The organism is Bacillus sp. K2I17, from assembly GCF_002209985.1.
GTDB classification, from domain to species: domain Bacteria; phylum Bacillota; class Bacilli; order Bacillales; family Bacillaceae_G; genus Bacillus_A; species Bacillus_A wiedmannii.
Genome location: NZ_NJGF01000021.1, coordinates 68,791 through 87,592 on the forward strand (window position 1 = coordinate 68,791; position 18,802 = coordinate 87,592).

Consider the following 18,802-nt stretch of genomic DNA (forward strand, 5'->3'; position numbering starts at 1 on the left):
TTTCTAAAGCTAATCCCTAAATCTTTTATTGGGACTTATCACCTGTAGCATTTTTTGTGGTGTATATTGAATACCTACAGAATCACAAATACGTTGTTGATCCTTAAAGGTGGTTTTAAACATATATAAATATTTCACCACCATACGTCGTAATATATCTTGTGCCATTTTATTCCCCGATAAAGCATTATATAATTGAGCAATTTCATGATAAGGATACTGATGATAATGTTCTAATTTTATTCCTACATTAATTAAATTAACTGATGTACTTCTCATTTCATCATATACTCTTTTAAAAATTTCATCTAAATTTCTTGATCCTACAGCAGTACTTACTTTGTTTATAGATGAATATGTAATAGCCTGTGCTAACATAAACAAGAATTTTTTAGCTTCACTTTCTACTTTCTCCCTATCATAATAACCTTTCTCTTCTGCCAACGAACATAGGAATTTTACAATGTAATCCTTGTCTTCTTTAAATCTTTCCAAGAATGCATTATTTGTTCTTAATGCCACAGCATATGCCTCAATGCACAATTCTATTTTTTCCTGCGCTTTTATTGATCCATAGTAATTTTTCAAGATTTGACCGACAATTTCAAGCATCTTTAATGATTTATTGAATTCAGAAATTGTTTGTATTTCACTTCCAACTTCCACTTCATTTGAACTCAACTCAGTTTTCTGAACTTTCAACTCTCTTTCATATTCATCTTTCTGTTCATGAACTTTTTTCCTATTCTCATTTACATCTATATTCTCAATAACTAACTGAGGAATTTCATCTAATAAATTATTAAACACATCAATATCTGACTCTAATTTTAAAATTGGTACATCCTCAAAAAGAGATTTCGTTACATTAATTACTTGCGAAATAATAAAATTATCTTTAGATAAATGAGTCAAAAACATCAATATATGAGCATAGTCAGATAGATGTAGATTGAAACACATTTTTGAAATCGTATTTCTAACTTCTTCTTCACCTATATGTCTAGCTAAGTACTGTCCTACAAAATAATAATATATATAAGAATATGCAAAAACATAACCTTCACCAGACCTCTGCAAAATAAGCGCATTGCAGATTTTAGTTTTATATTTAGTGAATTCAAATTGACTACTAAATTGTAAAGCATATTCTTCTGTATATAACTTATGAAACTTATACCATTCTTCTTCGGTTATTACCTGTTTTTCATTTTTATAAAAATTATAAGCTAATTCTGTCAAATAATTATACATAGCATCTGTTTCTTCATTTGTAACTTGAATCTTTGTCAATGCCTGTTTTATTAATAATTCATAATAATACCCATTTGTACTACGATCTAAATTATGAGGTGTACTACTTTCAAAAGCCTGTAAAATTATAAGTAAATATAGCGGAAATGTAGGCACGTAGTTTTGCCCAATGACTGAATCCACGGATCTTTCTAATTGATCTTTAATTACTATAAGTTTACTTTCATCTATAGTAGATTCTTGTCCTAATAATATCCACTTTTCAATAAGTTCAGCTCTTTTTACATGACCAAATTCTTGAATTTCAAATTGGCGTACTTTATGCTGTTCATGATTTGAAAGAATCAATAATAATTCTCTCATATTTGAAATCTCATCCGCCATTATTATTATCTTCCCAAACCATTTAGCCGCTTCTTCAAAAAATAAAGATTTAAATTTTGCATTTAGGATACATTTATGCCAATCATCAATTATTAACACCCTGTCCTTTTTATCAAGTTGAACATATTGATCATTGGTTCCTTCTCCATAAATTTGTTTAGTTGCAGTTTTAATTAATTTGTCAATTCCTTTAATGTGATCTCCTTTTATCTTTGCCCCCTCAATAAAGATTGGCTTTTTTCCCATATTAAAAGAATGAGTAAATAATTGCTTACTTAATGCTGTTTTTCCAGATTCCTTATCTCCTATAATTAACAAATGCTCATCTTCTTGCAGTTCTACGAGCATTTGATCAAAGGAAACATATTCAGTCACTTCACTTCCACTATTTCCACGTAAAATAATTTCTCTGAGATCTGGGGCTACAAATAAATCAATTAAATCTAACTTGTTTTTTCTTGGATGTGTATATGGAAGTCCTATATTATAAATAAACGAGTTAAATTCTTCTACTATATTTAAAGTTGTACGGTGTTTCCCCTTTGCCATTGAAGCTGTTTGGAGATCACACCAATCTGTATCATCTATCTCTTTATATAAATCCCCATTCCAAGAATATTCTTTAATACGTTGTGTATCATCTTCTAAATTTAAATGTAATACTTTAAAATGGCTTACCTCTGGATCCCAACGTTCTTGAAGAACTCCTCCCTCAATATATTGAACACGTTTATTCTGCCAATCTGTAAGAATAGTATTTGTATGAGAATGTTCATGTCCACTTAAAATAAAATCAGAAGAACTTTCTAGTAAATTTCTTAACTCTCTTCTATTATCAGGGTCCAACCAATGATCAGGATGATGAATCATAGTGACATTCACATCTCCTAATGTTGTCTCCATAATAGGGCGATATTGCTTAACTGGGAACCACATTTTCCCTGGTTGTTCTCTTAAAGTTGATATCCACGAAGAATTCATTAAATTAAAAATAATTTGTTTCTCACCTATCTTAAGAATTGCTCTTTGAAGGAGAGGATCATCATGAATTAACTCTATATTTTCCCATTGCTCATGATACAGGCTTTTAAAATTATCGAAATTCTCTTGAACTCTAATAGTATCAATTGTATGTATTGAAAGCTGTTCACTATCTTGATTGTTAATTGCTTTTATTAAGACATCTCGAGTTGCATTTTTTCCTGAATCCCCAAAAAAATCGCAGTCATGATTGCCCGGAATCAACAAAAATTCAAGATGCTGATTAAATTCCTTTTTTATTTCAATTTGTAGATTATCAAAAAAAGGAATAGCAAAATTACAATATTCATCTTCTTTTCCACTTTGTGCAATATCACCCGATATACAACAAACAATGTAATCCGATGATTTCAATTCAGATTTTAAAGCCCTCCATAATGCATTTTGTTTGTCCATAATAGAGTTATCAGTATCTGCTAAATGTATATCCGTAAAATGTATAACTGAAACCGTACTCAAAAACTCCCCACTCCCTATATATTCTACTTTTGTATAAATCCACTAATTCATTTTACCATAATAGCCCTTTTATATGTGTAATATTCAGCTAGTCAGGAAGGTAGCGTATTTAATATCATTTAAGGTTATTAAATGATATTAAATAAAAATGAGTACCATCTATTTATCATCTAAACATCCCATAAATATATTTCCATTAATAAATTTTATTTCTCATTTTGAGAAAATTATTCAGACTTGTACGTTTCCTTCAATCTTCATTTTATCGACACCTCCCTTATAATCGGCAACAGCATCTATCTTCCAGTTTAAATTCAAGAACTTACTTTCTAACATTGCTTTTTATAACTTTACGAAAAAGATTTATAAGTGAGTTTTTAATTTTATTTTATTGCATACTGTTAACCAAAATGTTTCAAAACAAATAAAAAAACAAGGCATAACTACACCTTGTTTTTTTATAATCTATTCTAATATTTTGTCAAATTCACAATATGATAATTTTCATCTCAACACAGTATCCCTACATAACCCTCTTAAACATCTTCTCCAACTCATAAGTAGAATGATGCACAAGAATTGGTCTTCCGTGTGGGCATGTGTATGGGTTTGTTGTTGTACGTAGTTCTTCCAGTAAAGCAAATATTTGATCGTTCGTTAAATATTGATTTGCTTTAATGGACGCTTTACAGCTCATCATGATGGCTGCTTCTTCACGCAGTTTTTTTATATCAACTTTTTTTAGTTTGACGACTTGTTCCATCATTTCATCAATAATTTCTGTTTCTTGTCCTTTTGGGAACCACGTTGGATGTGAACGGACGATAAAGGATTGATGACCGAATTGCTCCAAGAATAGTCCAACTTTTTTCAGTTCTTCTAGTTGCTCTTCGACACTTAAAAATTCAGTAAGAGATAGGTCAATACGGTATGGTACAAGTAGTTCTTGTACTTCTTGCGCTACCCTTCCTACCTTATCCCGGAAGTATTCATAATTAATACGTTCCTGCGCGGCATGTTGGTCAATCATATATAAGCCTTTATCATTTTGAGCGAAAATATATGTTCCGTGCATTTGTCCAATTGGATAAAGCGGTGGTAAGTCATTACCGTTCATTTCAATCTCTTCTATTTCCTGAACTTCTTCTTCCAATTCCTCTAATTCAAAGTCTTCATCGTTACTGTTCCACGATTTCTCTTTTTGAATTGGTTCTTCCATTATCGGTTTAGTAGATGGCTGCCAACTTTGTTCTTCCCTTACGAGCGACTGTGGTGGTTGCCATTCTTGTTTCGGCGGTTGCCACAGTTGTGCTGGCTGTTTCACAGCCAGTTGTTCTTCTTGTTTTTCATCCATGCCAGTCGGTAAAACAATGTCTGGCATAGATGGCTCTTTCGGCTTCGCATGCTCAAACTGGAACTGTTCTTGCACACTTTCATCTTTTTCTTTTTTCTTCGTTGTTACACCTGCATCTGGAATGAGCTGTATTTTTTTGAATGCCGATTGCAATGTTTCTTCGATAAGCTTTAGTAATTCTTGTTCTTTACTAAAACGAACTTCTAATTTCGCTGGATGTACGTTAACGTCAACAAGCATTGGATCCATTTCAATCGATAAGAAGCCGATTGGATATCGTCCGACTGGCAGTAATGTATGGTATCCTTGCTGAATGGCTTTCATTAATACGAAATTTCGAACGTAACGACCATTTACGATCGTTGACATATAATTTCGAGATGCTCTCGTTACTTCTGGTAATGTGACATAGCCTTTAATTGTAAAATCTAAAGATTCAGCTTCAATTGGAACAAGCTTCTTCGCAACTTGAATGCTATAAATTGATGCAAGTACTTGTCTTACATCACCATTTCCTGATGTATGAAGCAATTTCTTTTCATTATGAAACAGCTTTAATGATACTTCTGGATGTGACATTGCAATACGATACACGATATCTGTAATATTCCCAAGCTCTGTATGAATGGTTTTCATATATTTAAGACGCGCTGGTGTATTAAAGAATAAGTTTTGTACTGTAATATCTGTTCCTTTTCGGCTCGCTGTTTTCTCCTGCTTTATAATGTCTCCACCTTTAATCATAAGGTGTGTACCAGGTGCATCACCTGTGCTAGTAATTAACTCTAATTCACTAACTGAGGCAATACTCGGCAACGCCTCACCACGGAAACCGAGTGTTCTAATACGAAACAGATCGTTTTCATCTTTAATTTTGCTCGTCGCATGTCGTTCAAAAGCGACAATACAATCTTCTTCTGCAATGCCGTCCCCATTATCAATGATGCGAATTTTTGATAAACCAGCTTCTTCTAAGTGGATTTCAATAGATGTACTATTCGCATCGATAGAATTTTCCACAAGTTCTTTTACGACTGAGGCAGGGCGCTCTACTACTTCCCCTGCCGCAATTAAGTTAGAGAGTTGGTCATCGAGTTTGCGAATTTTCCCCATCTACTTACTCATCCTTTCTTTAACTTTTTCTGCAAGCGATACAGTTCGTTCATCGCCTCTAAAGGTGTCATATCAAGTAAATCAATTTTTTTAATTTGCGCAAGTACTGTCGTTTCTTTTGCATCTAGAACTGACTTGTCTTGTTTTTTCGAAGACTGTTCTCCACCAAAGAATGATAATTGCGATTCTTCCTCAGTCTCTACTTTCGTCTCTTGTATTTCTGCTGGTTCTTCTTTTACAACAGCTGGTTCTGGAGCCACTTCTTGTACTTTCACTTCTGTACGCTTTGGAATAATAATTTCTTCTTGTCCTTCTAGTTGTGCTAACACTTCTTTCGCACGAGCGATTAAGCTATCTGGGAGCTCCGCAAGTTGCGCAACGTGAATTCCGTAACTTTTATCAGCTGCTCCATCTTGAATTTTATGAAGGAATACTACTTTTCCGTTCTCTTCAATAGCTGAAACGTGTACATTCTTCAGTTGATCTAAACTTTCTTCTAGCACCGTCAATTCATGATAATGCGTAGAGAATAACGTTTTTGCTCCAATTTGGTCATGAATATGTTCAATGATTGCTTGTGCAAGTGCCATACCATCATACGTAGATGTACCGCGTCCAATTTCATCAAATAAAATTAAACTTCTTTCTGATGCATTTGCAATTGCATTTTTTGCTTCTAACATTTCAACCATAAATGTACTTTGCCCTGAAATTAAATCATCCGCTGCACCAATTCTCGTAAAGATTTGATCAAATACAGGTAATACAGCTTCTGTTGCTGGTACGAAACAACCAATCTGTGACATAACAGTTACAAGTGCTAATTGTCTCATATACGTACTTTTACCAGACATGTTCGGTCCTGTAATTAAAAAGACATCCATCTTCTCCGGCATAATACAATCATTCGGTACATACAATTTCCCGTTCAATACTTTTTCAACGACAGGATGACGACCATCTTTAATAAAGATTTCCCGCTTCGTTGTTAGTACAGGTTTTACAAACTGCTCTTCTTCACTAACTGTCGCAAAACTTTGCAGTACGTCTAGTTCACTAATTACTTTCGCTAAATGCTGTAATTTCGGAATAAACACTTTTACTTCTTCGCGAAGTGCTGTAAATAAATCGTATTCTAGTTGTACAATTTTTTCTTCTGCTTCTAAGATTAACGTTTCTTTCTCTTTCAGCTCATCTGTTATGAAACGTTCAGCATTAGCAAGTGTTTGTTTTCGCTCATAGCGGCCTTCTGGAAGTGCTGCAAGATTCGCCTTCGTCACTTCAATGTAGTAGCCGAAAATACGGTTGTACCCGATTTTTAACGATTTAACTCCTGTAATATCACGCTCTCGTTTTTCAAGCTCAGCGATCCACGTTTTTCCGTTTTTACTAACGTAACGATATTGATCAAGCTTGTCATTATAGCCGTCTTTAATAATATCTCCATCTTTAATAGAAAGCGGTGGGTTTTCTTGAATACTTCTTCCTAGCAATTCAGTTAAACTCTCACATGGATCCGCACCTTGAATTAACCTTGCTGCATAAGCATTATCTAACAAACTAATCGCTTCTAAAATAGCTGGTACTTGAAGTAAAGATCGTCTTAACTGTAATAAATCCCGTGCATTCACATTACCAAATGCAACTTTCCCTGCTAAACGTTCTAAATCATATACTTCTTTTAACTTTTCTTTTAAATCTTCACGTAAGAAGTAATCATTTACAAACGTTTCAACCATTTCTAAACGCTCTTCAACTTTTTCTTTCTGAATAAGCGGACGTTCCATCCACTGTTTTAACATACGACCACCCATAGCTGTTTTCGTTTTATCTAATAGCCATAATAATGATCCTGTTTTTTCTTTCGTTCGAAGTGTTTCTGTCAGCTCTAAATTTCGCTTTGAATGCACATCAATTTTCATAAACTGGTTCGTATAATAAATTTCAACTGGTTGCAAGTGATCTAACGAACGTTTTTGTGTTCTTATTACATAGTTAAATAAACGACCAATTGCTTTAATTAACTTTGCTTGTGAAACATTTTTCACAAGATGTTCTAGCCCTTCTGGAATAGTTGTTGCATCTTCATACGAAATCGTCATTTTTAATGTTTCAGTTAATTTATTTAATTCATCTTTCGAAAATGTAGAATCTACAACAATTTCTTTTGAACCAGTTGCATACACTTCTAATAAAATATCTTCTACTGAACCCGTTAACAACGTTACTGTATTTTGTCCAGTCGTTAAATCATTACAAGCTAAAGCATACGATCCATCTTCAAAATGTGTTAATGCTGCTAAGAAGTTATTTTCTTTCTCATCAATAGTACGCCCTTCCATCATCGTTCCTGGCGTAATGAGTTGTACGACTTCACGGCGCACTACACCTTTAGCTGTTTTTGGATCTTCCACTTGCTCACAAACAGCTACTTTATATCCTTTTTCAACAAGTTGTTCAATATAATTTTTAGCTGCATGATGCGGTACACCGCACATCGGTATACGATCACTACTACCACCATCTCGGCTCGTTAATGTAATTTCAAGTTCATGAGCTGCTTTAACCGCATCTTCAAAGAACATTTCATAAAAATCACCTAATCGGAAAAATAAAAAGGCATCTTGATAGTCTGCCTTAACCTTTAAATATTGCTGTATCATAGGGGTATATTGCGTCATACTTATCCTCCATAATTCTTACATAGTAATCAATTTTCATATATGTCACACTTCACGGACATCCATATCTCCTATTTCAGGAGTCTTTCTTCATTATAGCACATTTCATAAGGAATCATGTTCATTCAAGCACTACTTATGTAAAGTAAAAAGCTAGGAAGAACTTCTCCCTAGCTTTCTATTACTCTTCTTCTGCATCAACGATAAAGTTCGGATCTAATTCTTCAAACTCATCATCATCGATTTGGAAATCTTCGTCTGATTCTACACAACCTTCAGGATTTACACTTACACAAATTTTCGTTTCTCCAACTACTTCTGTTACAAATTCACGTTCTACAGTCACAACAATTTTATTACCATTTGGTGATACAAGAGCTTCTAAACAATTTGGTGGCTGAATGACACGAGCAATAATTTCTAAATCATCACCAGAAAAGTTTTTATCACGATACCCAATACTCACTTCATCAGTGTAGTTCACACGTTCTGTTACAACCTCTGTCTTTGTATTACCATCAAATGAATACCAAGTGTTCACATCATAGAAACCTTCAATTTCCACATGCTTTCCATTCTTTCTTGCTTCGTACGAGTGGTTAATTACCCAGCACCCTAAAATACTTGTTGGCTCATTATTCGATTCACATGTATGCGTTGACTTTGTATACTTACGTCCTTTTCCAACCACTGCTTTTGTAATAATCTCTCTAAATTCGGACATTCGTAACCCTCCTCAATCACTATTCACTTAATCATATGCGTGACAATAGCGGAATGTGTCATTCTTTTTTCGAGAAGAACTTACGTTTAACCCATTAAAAAAAGAGATGTCAATTCGACATCTCTTTAACAACCACAATTTCCTTTTTTACTTTCTACCGCTGCGCCCGTTTCACCCTTCAATACATCGCCATTAGTTGAAATTAATATTTCATCTGTTACGTTGTTAGAAATCGTACTTGCAACTAGCTGCAGTAAGTCATTTACATATGTTTGTGAAGATTTAAATTCTTGCACAACTGGGATACTATCCAACTTATCTTGCAATGCATCAATGTCAGCTTCTACTTTTTTCAAAGCTTCCCATTTCCCGTAATGCTGCAAGTTTACTGCTTGTTTTTGCAGTGCTTTAATTTCATCAATCGCGCGCTTTACATTTTCATTTTTATGAATTTGCGCCTCTGCTTTCTTAAAGAAATCAACTTCTTCTGTTTCAGAAATCATTTTTGCTAATTCTTTCGCTTGTTCAACAATTTCATCTTTCGAATATGCTTTCATCTATTATTCCACCTCAATCGGCTCTTCAACTAATTCCCCGTTAAGAGACCAAGTTTTTGCTTCCGTTACTTTTACTTTCACAAGCTGACCAATTAAAGATTTTGAAGCGACGAAGTTTACAAGTTTATTCGTACGAGTATAACCTGCAAGTACTTCTGGATTATTTTTACTTTCCCCATCAACTAACACTTCTACAATTTGACCTTTGTAACGATTATTCTTTTCAATTGCCAACGTATTTACTAATGTATTTAAGCGTTGAAGACGTTCTTTTTTCACTTCCATCGGTACATTATCTTTCATTTTTGCAGCTGGTGTACCTTCGCGCGGAGAATAAATAAAGGTAAAGGCAGTATCAAATCCTACTTCACGATATAACGACATCGTTTCTTCAAATTGCTCATCTGTTTCATTCGGGAAACCAACGATAATATCAGTTGTGAATACTGCATTTGGAATTGCTTCTTTAATTTTTCTTACAAGTTCTAAATAATGCTCACGTGAATATTTGCGCGCCATAATTTTTAACATATCTGTGCTTCCAGATTGAACTGGTAAGTGAATATGTTCTACTAAGTTTCCACCTTTTCCAAGCACTTCAATTAAGTGATCATCGAAATCACGTGGATGGCTCGTTGTAAAACGAATACGGGCAATATCAACTTTACGGAGTTCGTCCATTAAATCGCCAAGACCGTATTCGAAATCTTCAAAGTCTTTACCATATGCATTTACGTTCTGGCCAAGTAATGTAATTTCTTTATAACCATTCGCAGCTAAATGACGAATTTCTTGGATAATGTCTTCTGGACGTCTGCTTCGCTCTTTTCCACGTGTATACGGCACGATACAATATGTACAGAACTTATCACAGCCATACATAATATTTACCCAAGCTTTAATATCACCACGGCGTACTTTCGGAAGGTTTTCAATTACATCCCCTTCTTTTGACCAAACTTCAACTACCGTCTCCTTCGAGAACATCGCATCTTTAAGAATATACGGCAATCTATGAATATTATGCGTTCCAAACACCATATCTACATGCTGATTTTTTTGCATAATTTTATTTACAACAGATTCTTCTTGAGACATACAACCACATACACCAATTAAAAGGTCCGGATTTCTTCTTTTTAATGACTTTAAATGACCTAGTTCACCGAAAACTTTATTTTCAGCATTTTCACGAATTGCACAAGTATTTAATAAAACTACATCTGCATCTTCAGTTGAAAAGGTTGGCTCATATCCAAGTGCGGTGAAAATACCCGCCATTACTTCCGTATCATGCTCATTCATTTGACAACCATATGTACGAATATAGAACTTTCTTCCTGTACCAAAATTGCGAAATTCTTCAGATAAGCCAAAATCCCGTTCAATTTTAACTTCTTCTTTCCCTCGTTTTTTCGCGTCTTTTAAGGAAGGTGGTTGGTATACACTTTCAAAGTATTTACTATAATCTTTCTCTTCTTTTTTCGTAGAGGAATTTGCTTGTCGACTTGCTAATCGTTGTTGCTCGTTCATTGGTAATCTCCTTTCACCCTTAACTATACACACTCTATAGTCCATTTTAATGCGCTTTGACTCACCTCAAAAATGGTTAGATAGCTTGAGAGATAACTTGTCCTTTGAAACTTGAGTAATCAATCTAATCATTCATAAGAATGAAGTCTTCCCCACACAAATAGACATTCCCTTTTCATACTTCTTTTTGTCCTATCCAAAAGCATATTGCTTTATCCCTATAAACATTACCATAGTATGAAGCGTTGCGCCAATTTTAACAAGAAAGAGGCTCTGTCTGATCTTACATTTCATCAGCAATGAACTCGCCATTTTCATACAACGATTTATATATTATTTTACCATTCTGAATTTTCTAAGTAAATAAGACTATCCTATATTTTTTACTCATAAAAAAAGGTTACCAAATGGCAACCTCCTCTTCTTACATTACATAAATTCAGCTACGAGTTCATCAAACATTTTCTGATCCATATTTAAATCAGCTTGCACTAAAGGCTTCTCACTATAGCCTTTTACAAGTTCTTGGTATGAAGGTTGCGCTGTATTTTGATATATTAAACCTGTTACTAATCCGTTATTTTCCATTAACGTTTGCATAGCCATCATGCGATTAGATGGATCATATCCCTCTACTGTACTTAGTTTTGTTAAATTCTCTTTAAACCAATCGTAAGTATTTACTTTATTGTAAGTAACACATGGGCTGTATACGTTAATTAATGAAAACCCTTTATGGTTAATACCAGCTTCAATAATTTGTGTTAGTTCTTTTAAATCACTTGAAAAGCTTTGCGCCACAAATGTAGCACCAGCTGTTAAAGCCATTTCCATAACATTTAGTGACGGTTCAATTGAACCTTGTGGTGTGCTTTTCGTTTTAAATCCAGCTTCACTGCGCGGTGAAGTTTGCCCTTTTGTTAATCCGTAAATTTGGTTATCCATTACGATGTACGTAATGTCGATGTTACGACGAATAGAATGGATTGTATGTCCCATACCAATCGCAAATCCATCACCGTCACCACCTGATGCGATAACTGTTAAATCACGATTTGCCATTTTCACACCTTGTGCAATCGGAAGGGCACGACCATGAATACTATGCACACCATATGAATTAATATAACCTGAAATACGACCTGAACAGCCGATACCGGAGATAACAGCAAGTTCATCTGGATTTAAACCAACGTTAGCTGCCGCACGTTGAATTGCAGCTTGCACCGAGAAGTCTCCGCAACCTGGGCACCAGTTTGGTTTTACGCTGTTACGAAAGTCCTTAAATGTTGCCATTTAATACAACCCCTTTTTTGCATTCGTTGTAAATCTCTTTCGGCAAGAATGGGTTCCCATCATATTTTAAAAGACTAGAAATTTTCTCACCGTTACCAAGATTCATTTTCATAATGTTAGCAAGCTGACCTGTTGCGTTGTTTTCTACCACTACAACACGCTTCGCATTTTTCACAAGTGGATCGATTTCAGCTGTTGGGAACGGGTGAACTAAACGTACATGAGCATGGTTTACTTTCATACCCTCTTGTTCTAAGCGCTCCATTGCCTCTTCGATTGCACCACGAGTTGAGTTAAACCCAACAAGCAATACGTCCGCTTCTTTATGCTTAACATTTTTATAGACAGGGGTGTTAAACTTCAAGTTCTCCATTTTACGGAAACGTTTGTCCATTTGATCTTTACGGTTTATTGCTGATTCAGATGGTTTACCAGTTTCATCATGTTCTACACCTGTAACATGGTGAACACCATTTTTCATACCAGGTAAAACACGTGGTGAAACGCCATCTTCGGTTACTTCATAACGCTTGAAGTATGCTTTATTTTCACGTTCTGGTAATTCCGCTTCTAAATCAAGCTTACCGCGACGAATTTCCACTTTATCTAACGTAAGCGGTTCTACAGTTTGTTTTCCTAAAGAAAGCTGTAAATCCGTTAAGAAAATAACAGGTACTTGATATTCTTCAGCTAGGTTAAATGCTTCTACAATATCATAGAAAGCTTCTTCAACTGTACTTGGCGCCATTACGATTTTTGGAATCTCACCGTGCGTACCGTAAATCATCGCCATTAAATCCGACTGCTCTTGTTTCGTTGGTAATCCTGTACTTGGACCACCACGTTGTGTATCAACAATTACTAGTGGTGTTTCTGTAATCCCCGCTAAACCAATCGCTTCCATCATTAAAGATAGACCCGGACCAGCAGATGCAGTTAATGTACGAACACCAGCATAGTTTGCACCGATTGCCATTGTACAAGCTGCAATTTCATCCTCAGTTTGGATTACTGTTCCGCCAACTTTTGGTAATTTTTTAATTAAGTATTCCATAATTTCAGATGCAGGTGTAATTGGATATGCAGACATAAAGCGAGCACCACCAGCTACCGCACCAAATGCGATTGCATCGTTTCCAATCATAAACATGCGTTTCTTACCATCAGCTTTTTCAAGCTGCATCATGTTAACTTTCTCACCTAGCAACTCTTTCATATATTGAGAGCCACGTTTAATTGCGTCCATATTCTTTTGAACGACTTGCTCTCCTTTACGACCAAAGATCTCTTCAACAACATTTAAATAAGCTGTTTCATCTAATCCTAATACCGCACTTGATGCCCCAACAGCAACCATGTTTTTCATTAATGATGTACCTAATTCTGAAGCAATATCTGTAAACGGTATCACATATAGATTTACATCTGTATTATCAGGTATTGTTGGATTAAATTTCGCATCCGCAACTACAATTCCACCTGGACGTAGTTCGTGGAAGTTAAAATCAATTGTTTCTTGATCAAAAGCAATTAAAATATCTAAATCATCTGAGATCGCGCGTACTTCTGTTGTACTTACACGAATTTTATTATTTGTATGGCCGCCTTTAATACGTGATGAGAAGTGGCGGTAACCGTATAGGTAATATCCTAATCGGTTTAATGCAATACAGAAGATTTCTCCTGTACTTTCAATTCCTTCACCTTGTTGGCCTCCAACTTTCCATGAAAGTTGACTAATCATCTCCTACACCCCTTTTGGCTGCATTCATTGTAGTGTATTTTTTTACAGTAATAGTTTAGCATTTTTTATACAAATAAACTACAACGGACGCAAATTATGCCTCTTCTGATTTCCCTGAATCTTTAGTATAAAGCTATTTTGTTTTTCATTCTAGTATTAGGTCTTAAAAAAAAGCAATAATATCAAATGAATTAATTCTAATTTTTCTGGATTTTTAAAACGAAAATCTTAAAAGCTTATATGTTCAACAAAATTATCATATAAAAATCGCTCTACAGTAGATGCAGCATAGTGTTTACAAAGCTCATTCATTACATTTTCATAATCTCGATACGCTGATACATTTACAACCGTTTCTAAAATCCCATCAAAATCTGAACCAAATCCTATATTGTTCTCTCCACCTAATGAACAAATATATTCGATATGTCTTACTATATCTGCTATATTCACTTGTTTTTCATTTGTTAGAAACTGTGGTACGAAAGTAACACCGATCATGCTATTTCGCTTTATAAGAGCTTTAAGTTGTTCATCGTTTAAATTACGTGGATGCTGACAAAGTTTCATACAGTTTGAGTGGGAAGCAATAGGATTTTTTGCACTTTCTACAACATCCCAAAAACTTCTTTCATTTAGATGAGACACATCAGTCCATGCATGTAACGTATTAAGTTCTTGTACAACTTCTTTACCGAAAGTCGTTAAACCTGCCCCACGTGTCTCTAGCGCACCATCAGCTAATAGATTGGCATAATTCCATGTTAGTCCAAAAGAACGTACTCCTAGGCGATACAACAACCGTAATTTCATTGCATCTCTTCCAATTGCTTCGCATCCTTCTAGTGTTAATATCGCTCCAATCTCGTCCTGTTTTAACATGTTAATATCATCTTTTGTCTGAATAAACTTCACACCTGGTAGGGATAAAATTTCATTATAAAAAATATCTACCATTTGTAATGCTACTTCAAATCGGTTTTCATATGCCACTGTTTCTGGCACATATATAGCAAAACATTGTATACTTCCTTTTCTTCTCTTTAATTGTTCAAATGTAATATGTAATTGCGGATCATGTTTAAAATTCTTTTTCCCTTGTGCACTCCATAACTGAAGAAGCACATCACAATGAGCATCAAAAATTTTCATTTTCATTCCTCCATTATAAAAACAACCTGTTTGCATACTGCAAACAGGTTGTTTAAACTTAACGAGGTTCTACAATTAATTTTATTGCTGTACGCTCTTCCCCATCAATCATAATATCTGTGAACGCTGGGATACAAATCAGGTCTAAACCACTAGGCGCTACAAATCCTCTTGCAATTGCTACTGCCTTTACCGCTTGGTTCAATGCACCTGCACCAATGGCTTGAATTTCTGCTGTTCCGCGTTCGCGAATAACACCTGCAAGTGCACCAGCTACAGAATTAGGGACCGACGTTGCTTTAACTTTTAATATTTCCATTCCGCGTTTCCTCCTCGTTTCTATAAAAAGTATTAGCAATTATTTCACTTTAACTTATATTCACGAGGAATGACGCGTATTCCTGCTAAATTTCTGTAATTTTTCTAAAAAATTAAAAAATAATAACTTTTCTAAATCTTACCCAGAAATTACTCAAAAAATGGCTGATCATCATTAATTAAGATACGCTGGATTTTCTTAGCTTTTCCTGTATTAGGATCCACATCAACTAGCACTGCACTTAATTGTGTTCTACCACTTGTCACTTCAAATCGTACTGGTAAGTTTGTTAAAAACTTCTTCAATACCGCTTCTCGATCCATACCTAAAATCCCATCATAAGGACCTGTCATACCAACATCTGTGATATATGCAGTTCCGCTTGGTAAAATACGATTATCTGCTGTAGGAACATGTGTATGTGTACCCACTACTGCTGTAGCACGACCATCTACATACCAACCTAACGCTTGTTTTTCACTTGTAGTTTCCGCATGAAAATCAATAAAGATAATATTCGTACGTTTTTTTGCAATGTTAATTAATTCATCCACTTTACGGAATGGACAATCAATTGGAGGAAGGAATGTACGTCCTTGTAAGTTAATAACTGCCACTTCTGTTCCATTGCAGTTCACAAAGATAAGTCCTTTTCCTGGAGTTCCTTCTGGGAAGTTAGCTGGTCTTGCAAGATATTTTGCGTCATCAATAAATTCAAATACTTCACGGTTATCCCAAGCGTGGTTTCCAAGTGTAACCGCTTGTGCCCCGCATTCTAAAAAGTTTCGATATATTTTTTCCGTAATTCCACGTCCACCTGCTGCATTTTCTCCATTAATAATGGTTACTGTAGGTGTATATTTCTTCTTTAATGCCGGTACGTATTGTTGAATCATACCTCTACCAGGAGATCCTACTACATCCCCAACAAATAATATTCTCATATGTCTTACCCTTCCTATGTACTACATTTTTTATTACTATAGCTTCAAGTGATTTCCTTACAATATATTTATTATAAGTTTGTTTCACTTGTATACTAATTCCCTTTATTTTAACCAATTCCAACACAAAAAAATAAAGTGGTGTTTCACCACTTTATTTTGCGTATTCCACTGCACGTGTTTCACGAATAACAGTTACTTTAATATGTCCTGGGTAATCCAGTTCATTCTCAATACGTTTTCGAATATCACGAGCTAAACGATGAGCTTCTAAATCATCAATTGTATCTGGTTTTACCAGAATACGAACTTCTCGTCCTGCTTGAATTGCGAAAGATTTTTCTACGCCTTCATAAGACTCTGAAATCTCTTCCAACTTTTCAAGACGACGAATATAGTTCTCAAGTGTTTCACTACGAGCTCCAGGTCTTGCAGCTGATAATGCATCTGCTGCTGCAACTAAAACTGCAATGATAGAAGTTGGTTCTGTGTCCCCATGGTGAGATGCAATACTGTTTATAACTACAGGATGCTCTTTATACTTCGTTGCGAGTTCGACACCAATTTCAACGTGGCTACCTTCTACTTCATGATCAATTGCTTTACCGATATCATGTAATAGACCAGCACGTCTTGCTAGTTTTTCATCCTCACCAAGCTCCGCTGCCATAAGTCCAGTTAAATATGCAACTTCCATAGAGTGTTTTAAGACGTTTTGTCCGTAACTTGTACGGTATTTTAAACGACCTAAAATCTTAATTAAATCTGGATGTAATCCGTGAACACCCACTTCAAACGTTGTTTGCTCTCCGACTTCGCGAATATACTCGTCCACTTCACGTCTTGATTTTTCGACCATCTCTTCAATACGCGCTGGGTGAATACGTCCGTCCTGTACTAGTTTATCAAGAGCGATACGAGCTGTTTCACGACGAATTGGGTCGAATCCAGAAAGGATAACCGCTTCTGGTGTATCATCGATAATTAGGTCAATACCTGTTAACGTTTCTAACGTACGAATATTTCGACCTTCACGTCCGATAATACGTCCCTTCATTTCGTCATTTGGAAGATTTACAACCGAAACGGTTGTTTCAGCAACATGATCAGCTGCACACCTTTGCATTGCAAGAGATAAAATCTCTTTTGCTTTCTTATCCGCTTCTTCTTTCGCACGAACTTCACTTTCTTTTACCATTACGGCAATTTCATGAGAAACTTCACTTTCTACTTTACCAAGAATAATTGCTTTCGCTTGTTCGCGTGTCAGATTGGAAATGCGCTCTAATTCTGTTTGTTGCTTTTGAACTAACTCTCCCACTTTGCTTTCCAACTCTTCAATCTGTTGTTGTCTCGCTACAAGAGATTCCTCTTTCTTTTCTAACTGTCGCTCGCGTTTATCGAGCGTTTCGTCTTTACGATCAAGGTTCTCTTCTTTTTGCATTAAACGATTTTCTTGTTTTTGTAATTCGCTTCTACGGTCACGAATTTCTAATTCAGCTTCTGTACGAAGTGTATGAATTTCATCCTTTGCTTCTAAAAGCGCCTCTTTCTTAAGTGCTTCAGCCTCACGATTCGCTTCGTCTAGAATACGTTTCGCTTCGTTAGCTGCACCATTAATCTTCGCTTCAGCAATAGACTTTCGAACAAAAAAGCCAACAACTGCACCGACTGTTGCAAGCAAAATGGAGATGAGTATCCAAACTGTACTACTCATGATTTCACCTCCCCTTGCTATGAATGAAAAAAGACTGTCGGCATGTACATTGAATACCAACATACAGCAAAGACCGTCGTCCCGCTTTTTTAAGGGACTTTCTTCATTTCACAATTAAAATGTCATATTATTATTTCGGCAAGATTTAAGTCTTACTCCGAATATTACTTCTCTTCTTGAGAAGAGTGTTTCGTATATAAGAAAAAATATACATTCTCATTGTATCTATCGCAATTTTCATTGTCAAGCGTTGTCTACTTTTACTTTCTTTACCTTCAGCTCTAATTCATATATGAATTTAAAAAGAAGACAGCATATTATCCTGGAAAACCTTAGTGAATTCCAGTTTATGCATACAAAACATGCATATATCCCTCTTTATACATAGCCTTTTAGGCAAATTAAATATTTTATCTCCAACGATATACAACGCTTTCATAATAATTAAAAATAAAAGACACGGAACTGATATTATCCCCTTAAGGTAGACAGTGTAAAAAGACCATGAACAAACATGGATGTTACACTTC

Annotated in this window: 12 protein-coding genes; all 12 read right to left on the reverse strand. The window is 35.3% G+C overall.

Annotated features, from left to right (window positions below; translation table 11 throughout):
* Positions 1-9: 9 nt before the first annotated feature.
* Positions 10-3,138, reverse strand: coding sequence for a metallophosphoesterase (locus CER22_RS21260; protein ID WP_087985032.1), 3,129 nt, complete (start codon positions 3,136-3,138; stop codon positions 10-12).
* Between the two features lie 523 nt (positions 3,139-3,661).
* The gene (mutL, locus tag CER22_RS21265) at positions 3,662-5,605 is read right to left on the reverse strand and encodes a DNA mismatch repair endonuclease MutL (protein ID WP_088609508.1); all 1,944 of its coding nucleotides are present in this window, start codon (positions 5,603-5,605) and stop codon (positions 3,662-3,664) included.
* 8 nt (positions 5,606-5,613) lie between these two features.
* On the reverse strand, positions 5,614-8,286 hold the full coding sequence (gene mutS / locus CER22_RS21270) for a DNA mismatch repair protein MutS (protein WP_088609509.1): 2,673 nt from the start codon (positions 8,284-8,286) through the stop codon (positions 5,614-5,616).
* A 181-nt stretch (positions 8,287-8,467) separates the two neighbouring features.
* Positions 8,468-9,010, reverse strand: a complete 543-nt coding sequence (cotE, locus tag CER22_RS21275; RefSeq protein WP_001288800.1) for an outer spore coat protein CotE — start codon at positions 9,008-9,010, stop codon at positions 8,468-8,470.
* 125 nt (positions 9,011-9,135) lie between these two features.
* On the reverse strand, positions 9,136-9,567 hold the full coding sequence (locus CER22_RS21280) for a RicAFT regulatory complex protein RicA family protein (RefSeq protein WP_000649386.1): 432 nt from the start codon (positions 9,565-9,567) through the stop codon (positions 9,136-9,138).
* A gap of 3 nt (positions 9,568-9,570) precedes the next feature.
* Positions 9,571-11,100 (reverse strand): tRNA (N6-isopentenyl adenosine(37)-C2)-methylthiotransferase MiaB, encoded by a 1,530-nt coding sequence (miaB, locus tag CER22_RS21285; protein ID WP_087985036.1) that lies wholly within the window; start codon positions 11,098-11,100, stop codon positions 9,571-9,573.
* A 429-nt stretch (positions 11,101-11,529) separates the two neighbouring features.
* Positions 11,530-12,396, reverse strand: coding sequence for a 2-oxoacid:ferredoxin oxidoreductase subunit beta (locus tag CER22_RS21290; protein WP_000190158.1), 867 nt, complete (start codon positions 12,394-12,396; stop codon positions 11,530-11,532).
* A complete protein-coding gene (locus tag CER22_RS21295; RefSeq protein ID WP_048545957.1) occupies positions 12,383-14,140 on the reverse strand; it encodes a 2-oxoacid:acceptor oxidoreductase subunit alpha in 1,758 nt (585 codons plus the stop codon). Before CER22_RS21295 ends, CER22_RS21290 begins: the two co-directional genes overlap by 14 nt.
* A gap of 228 nt (positions 14,141-14,368) precedes the next feature.
* Positions 14,369-15,292 (reverse strand): dipeptidase, encoded by a 924-nt coding sequence (locus CER22_RS21300; RefSeq protein WP_088609510.1) that lies wholly within the window; start codon positions 15,290-15,292, stop codon positions 14,369-14,371.
* Between the two features lie 58 nt (positions 15,293-15,350).
* On the reverse strand, positions 15,351-15,611 hold the full coding sequence (gene spoVS, locus CER22_RS21305; protein WP_000404341.1) for a stage V sporulation protein SpoVS: 261 nt from the start codon (positions 15,609-15,611) through the stop codon (positions 15,351-15,353).
* 149 nt (positions 15,612-15,760) lie between these two features.
* The gene (locus CER22_RS21310) at positions 15,761-16,555 is read right to left on the reverse strand and encodes a TIGR00282 family metallophosphoesterase (protein ID WP_001221093.1); all 795 of its coding nucleotides are present in this window, start codon (positions 16,553-16,555) and stop codon (positions 15,761-15,763) included.
* Between the two features lie 154 nt (positions 16,556-16,709).
* Complete coding sequence (gene rny, locus CER22_RS21315; protein ID WP_048545962.1) at positions 16,710-18,272, reverse strand: ribonuclease Y; 1,563 nt, start codon at positions 18,270-18,272, stop codon at positions 16,710-16,712.
* Positions 18,273-18,802 lie beyond the last annotated feature (530 nt).

Bases quoted from the DNA above. Each gene is read 5' to 3' on its own strand.
- mutL (WP_088609508.1), bottom strand. From the start codon at position 5,605: ATGGGGAAAATTCGCAAACTCGATGACCAACTCTCTAACTTAATTGCG.
- mutS (WP_088609509.1), bottom strand. From the start codon at position 8,286: ATGACGCAATATACCCCTATGATACAGCAATATTTAAAGGTTAAGGCA.
- cotE (WP_001288800.1), bottom strand. From the start codon at position 9,010: ATGTCCGAATTTAGAGAGATTATTACAAAAGCAGTGGTTGGAAAAGGA.
- CER22_RS21280 (WP_000649386.1), bottom strand. From the start codon at position 9,567: ATGAAAGCATATTCGAAAGATGAAATTGTTGAACAAGCGAAAGAATTA.
- miaB (WP_087985036.1), bottom strand. From the start codon at position 11,100: ATGAACGAGCAACAACGATTAGCAAGTCGACAAGCAAATTCCTCTACG.
- CER22_RS21290 (WP_000190158.1), bottom strand. From the start codon at position 12,396: ATGGCAACATTTAAGGACTTTCGTAACAGCGTAAAACCAAACTGGTGC.
- CER22_RS21295 (WP_048545957.1), bottom strand. From the start codon at position 14,140: ATGATTAGTCAACTTTCATGGAAAGTTGGAGGCCAACAAGGTGAAGGA.
- CER22_RS21300 (WP_088609510.1), bottom strand. From the start codon at position 15,292: ATGAAAATTTTTGATGCTCATTGTGATGTGCTTCTTCAGTTATGGAGT.
- spoVS (WP_000404341.1), bottom strand. From the start codon at position 15,611: ATGGAAATATTAAAAGTTAAAGCAACGTCGGTCCCTAATTCTGTAGCT.
- CER22_RS21310 (WP_001221093.1), bottom strand. From the start codon at position 16,555: ATGAGAATATTATTTGTTGGGGATGTAGTAGGATCTCCTGGTAGAGGT.
- rny (WP_048545962.1), bottom strand. From the start codon at position 18,272: ATGAGTAGTACAGTTTGGATACTCATCTCCATTTTGCTTGCAACAGTC.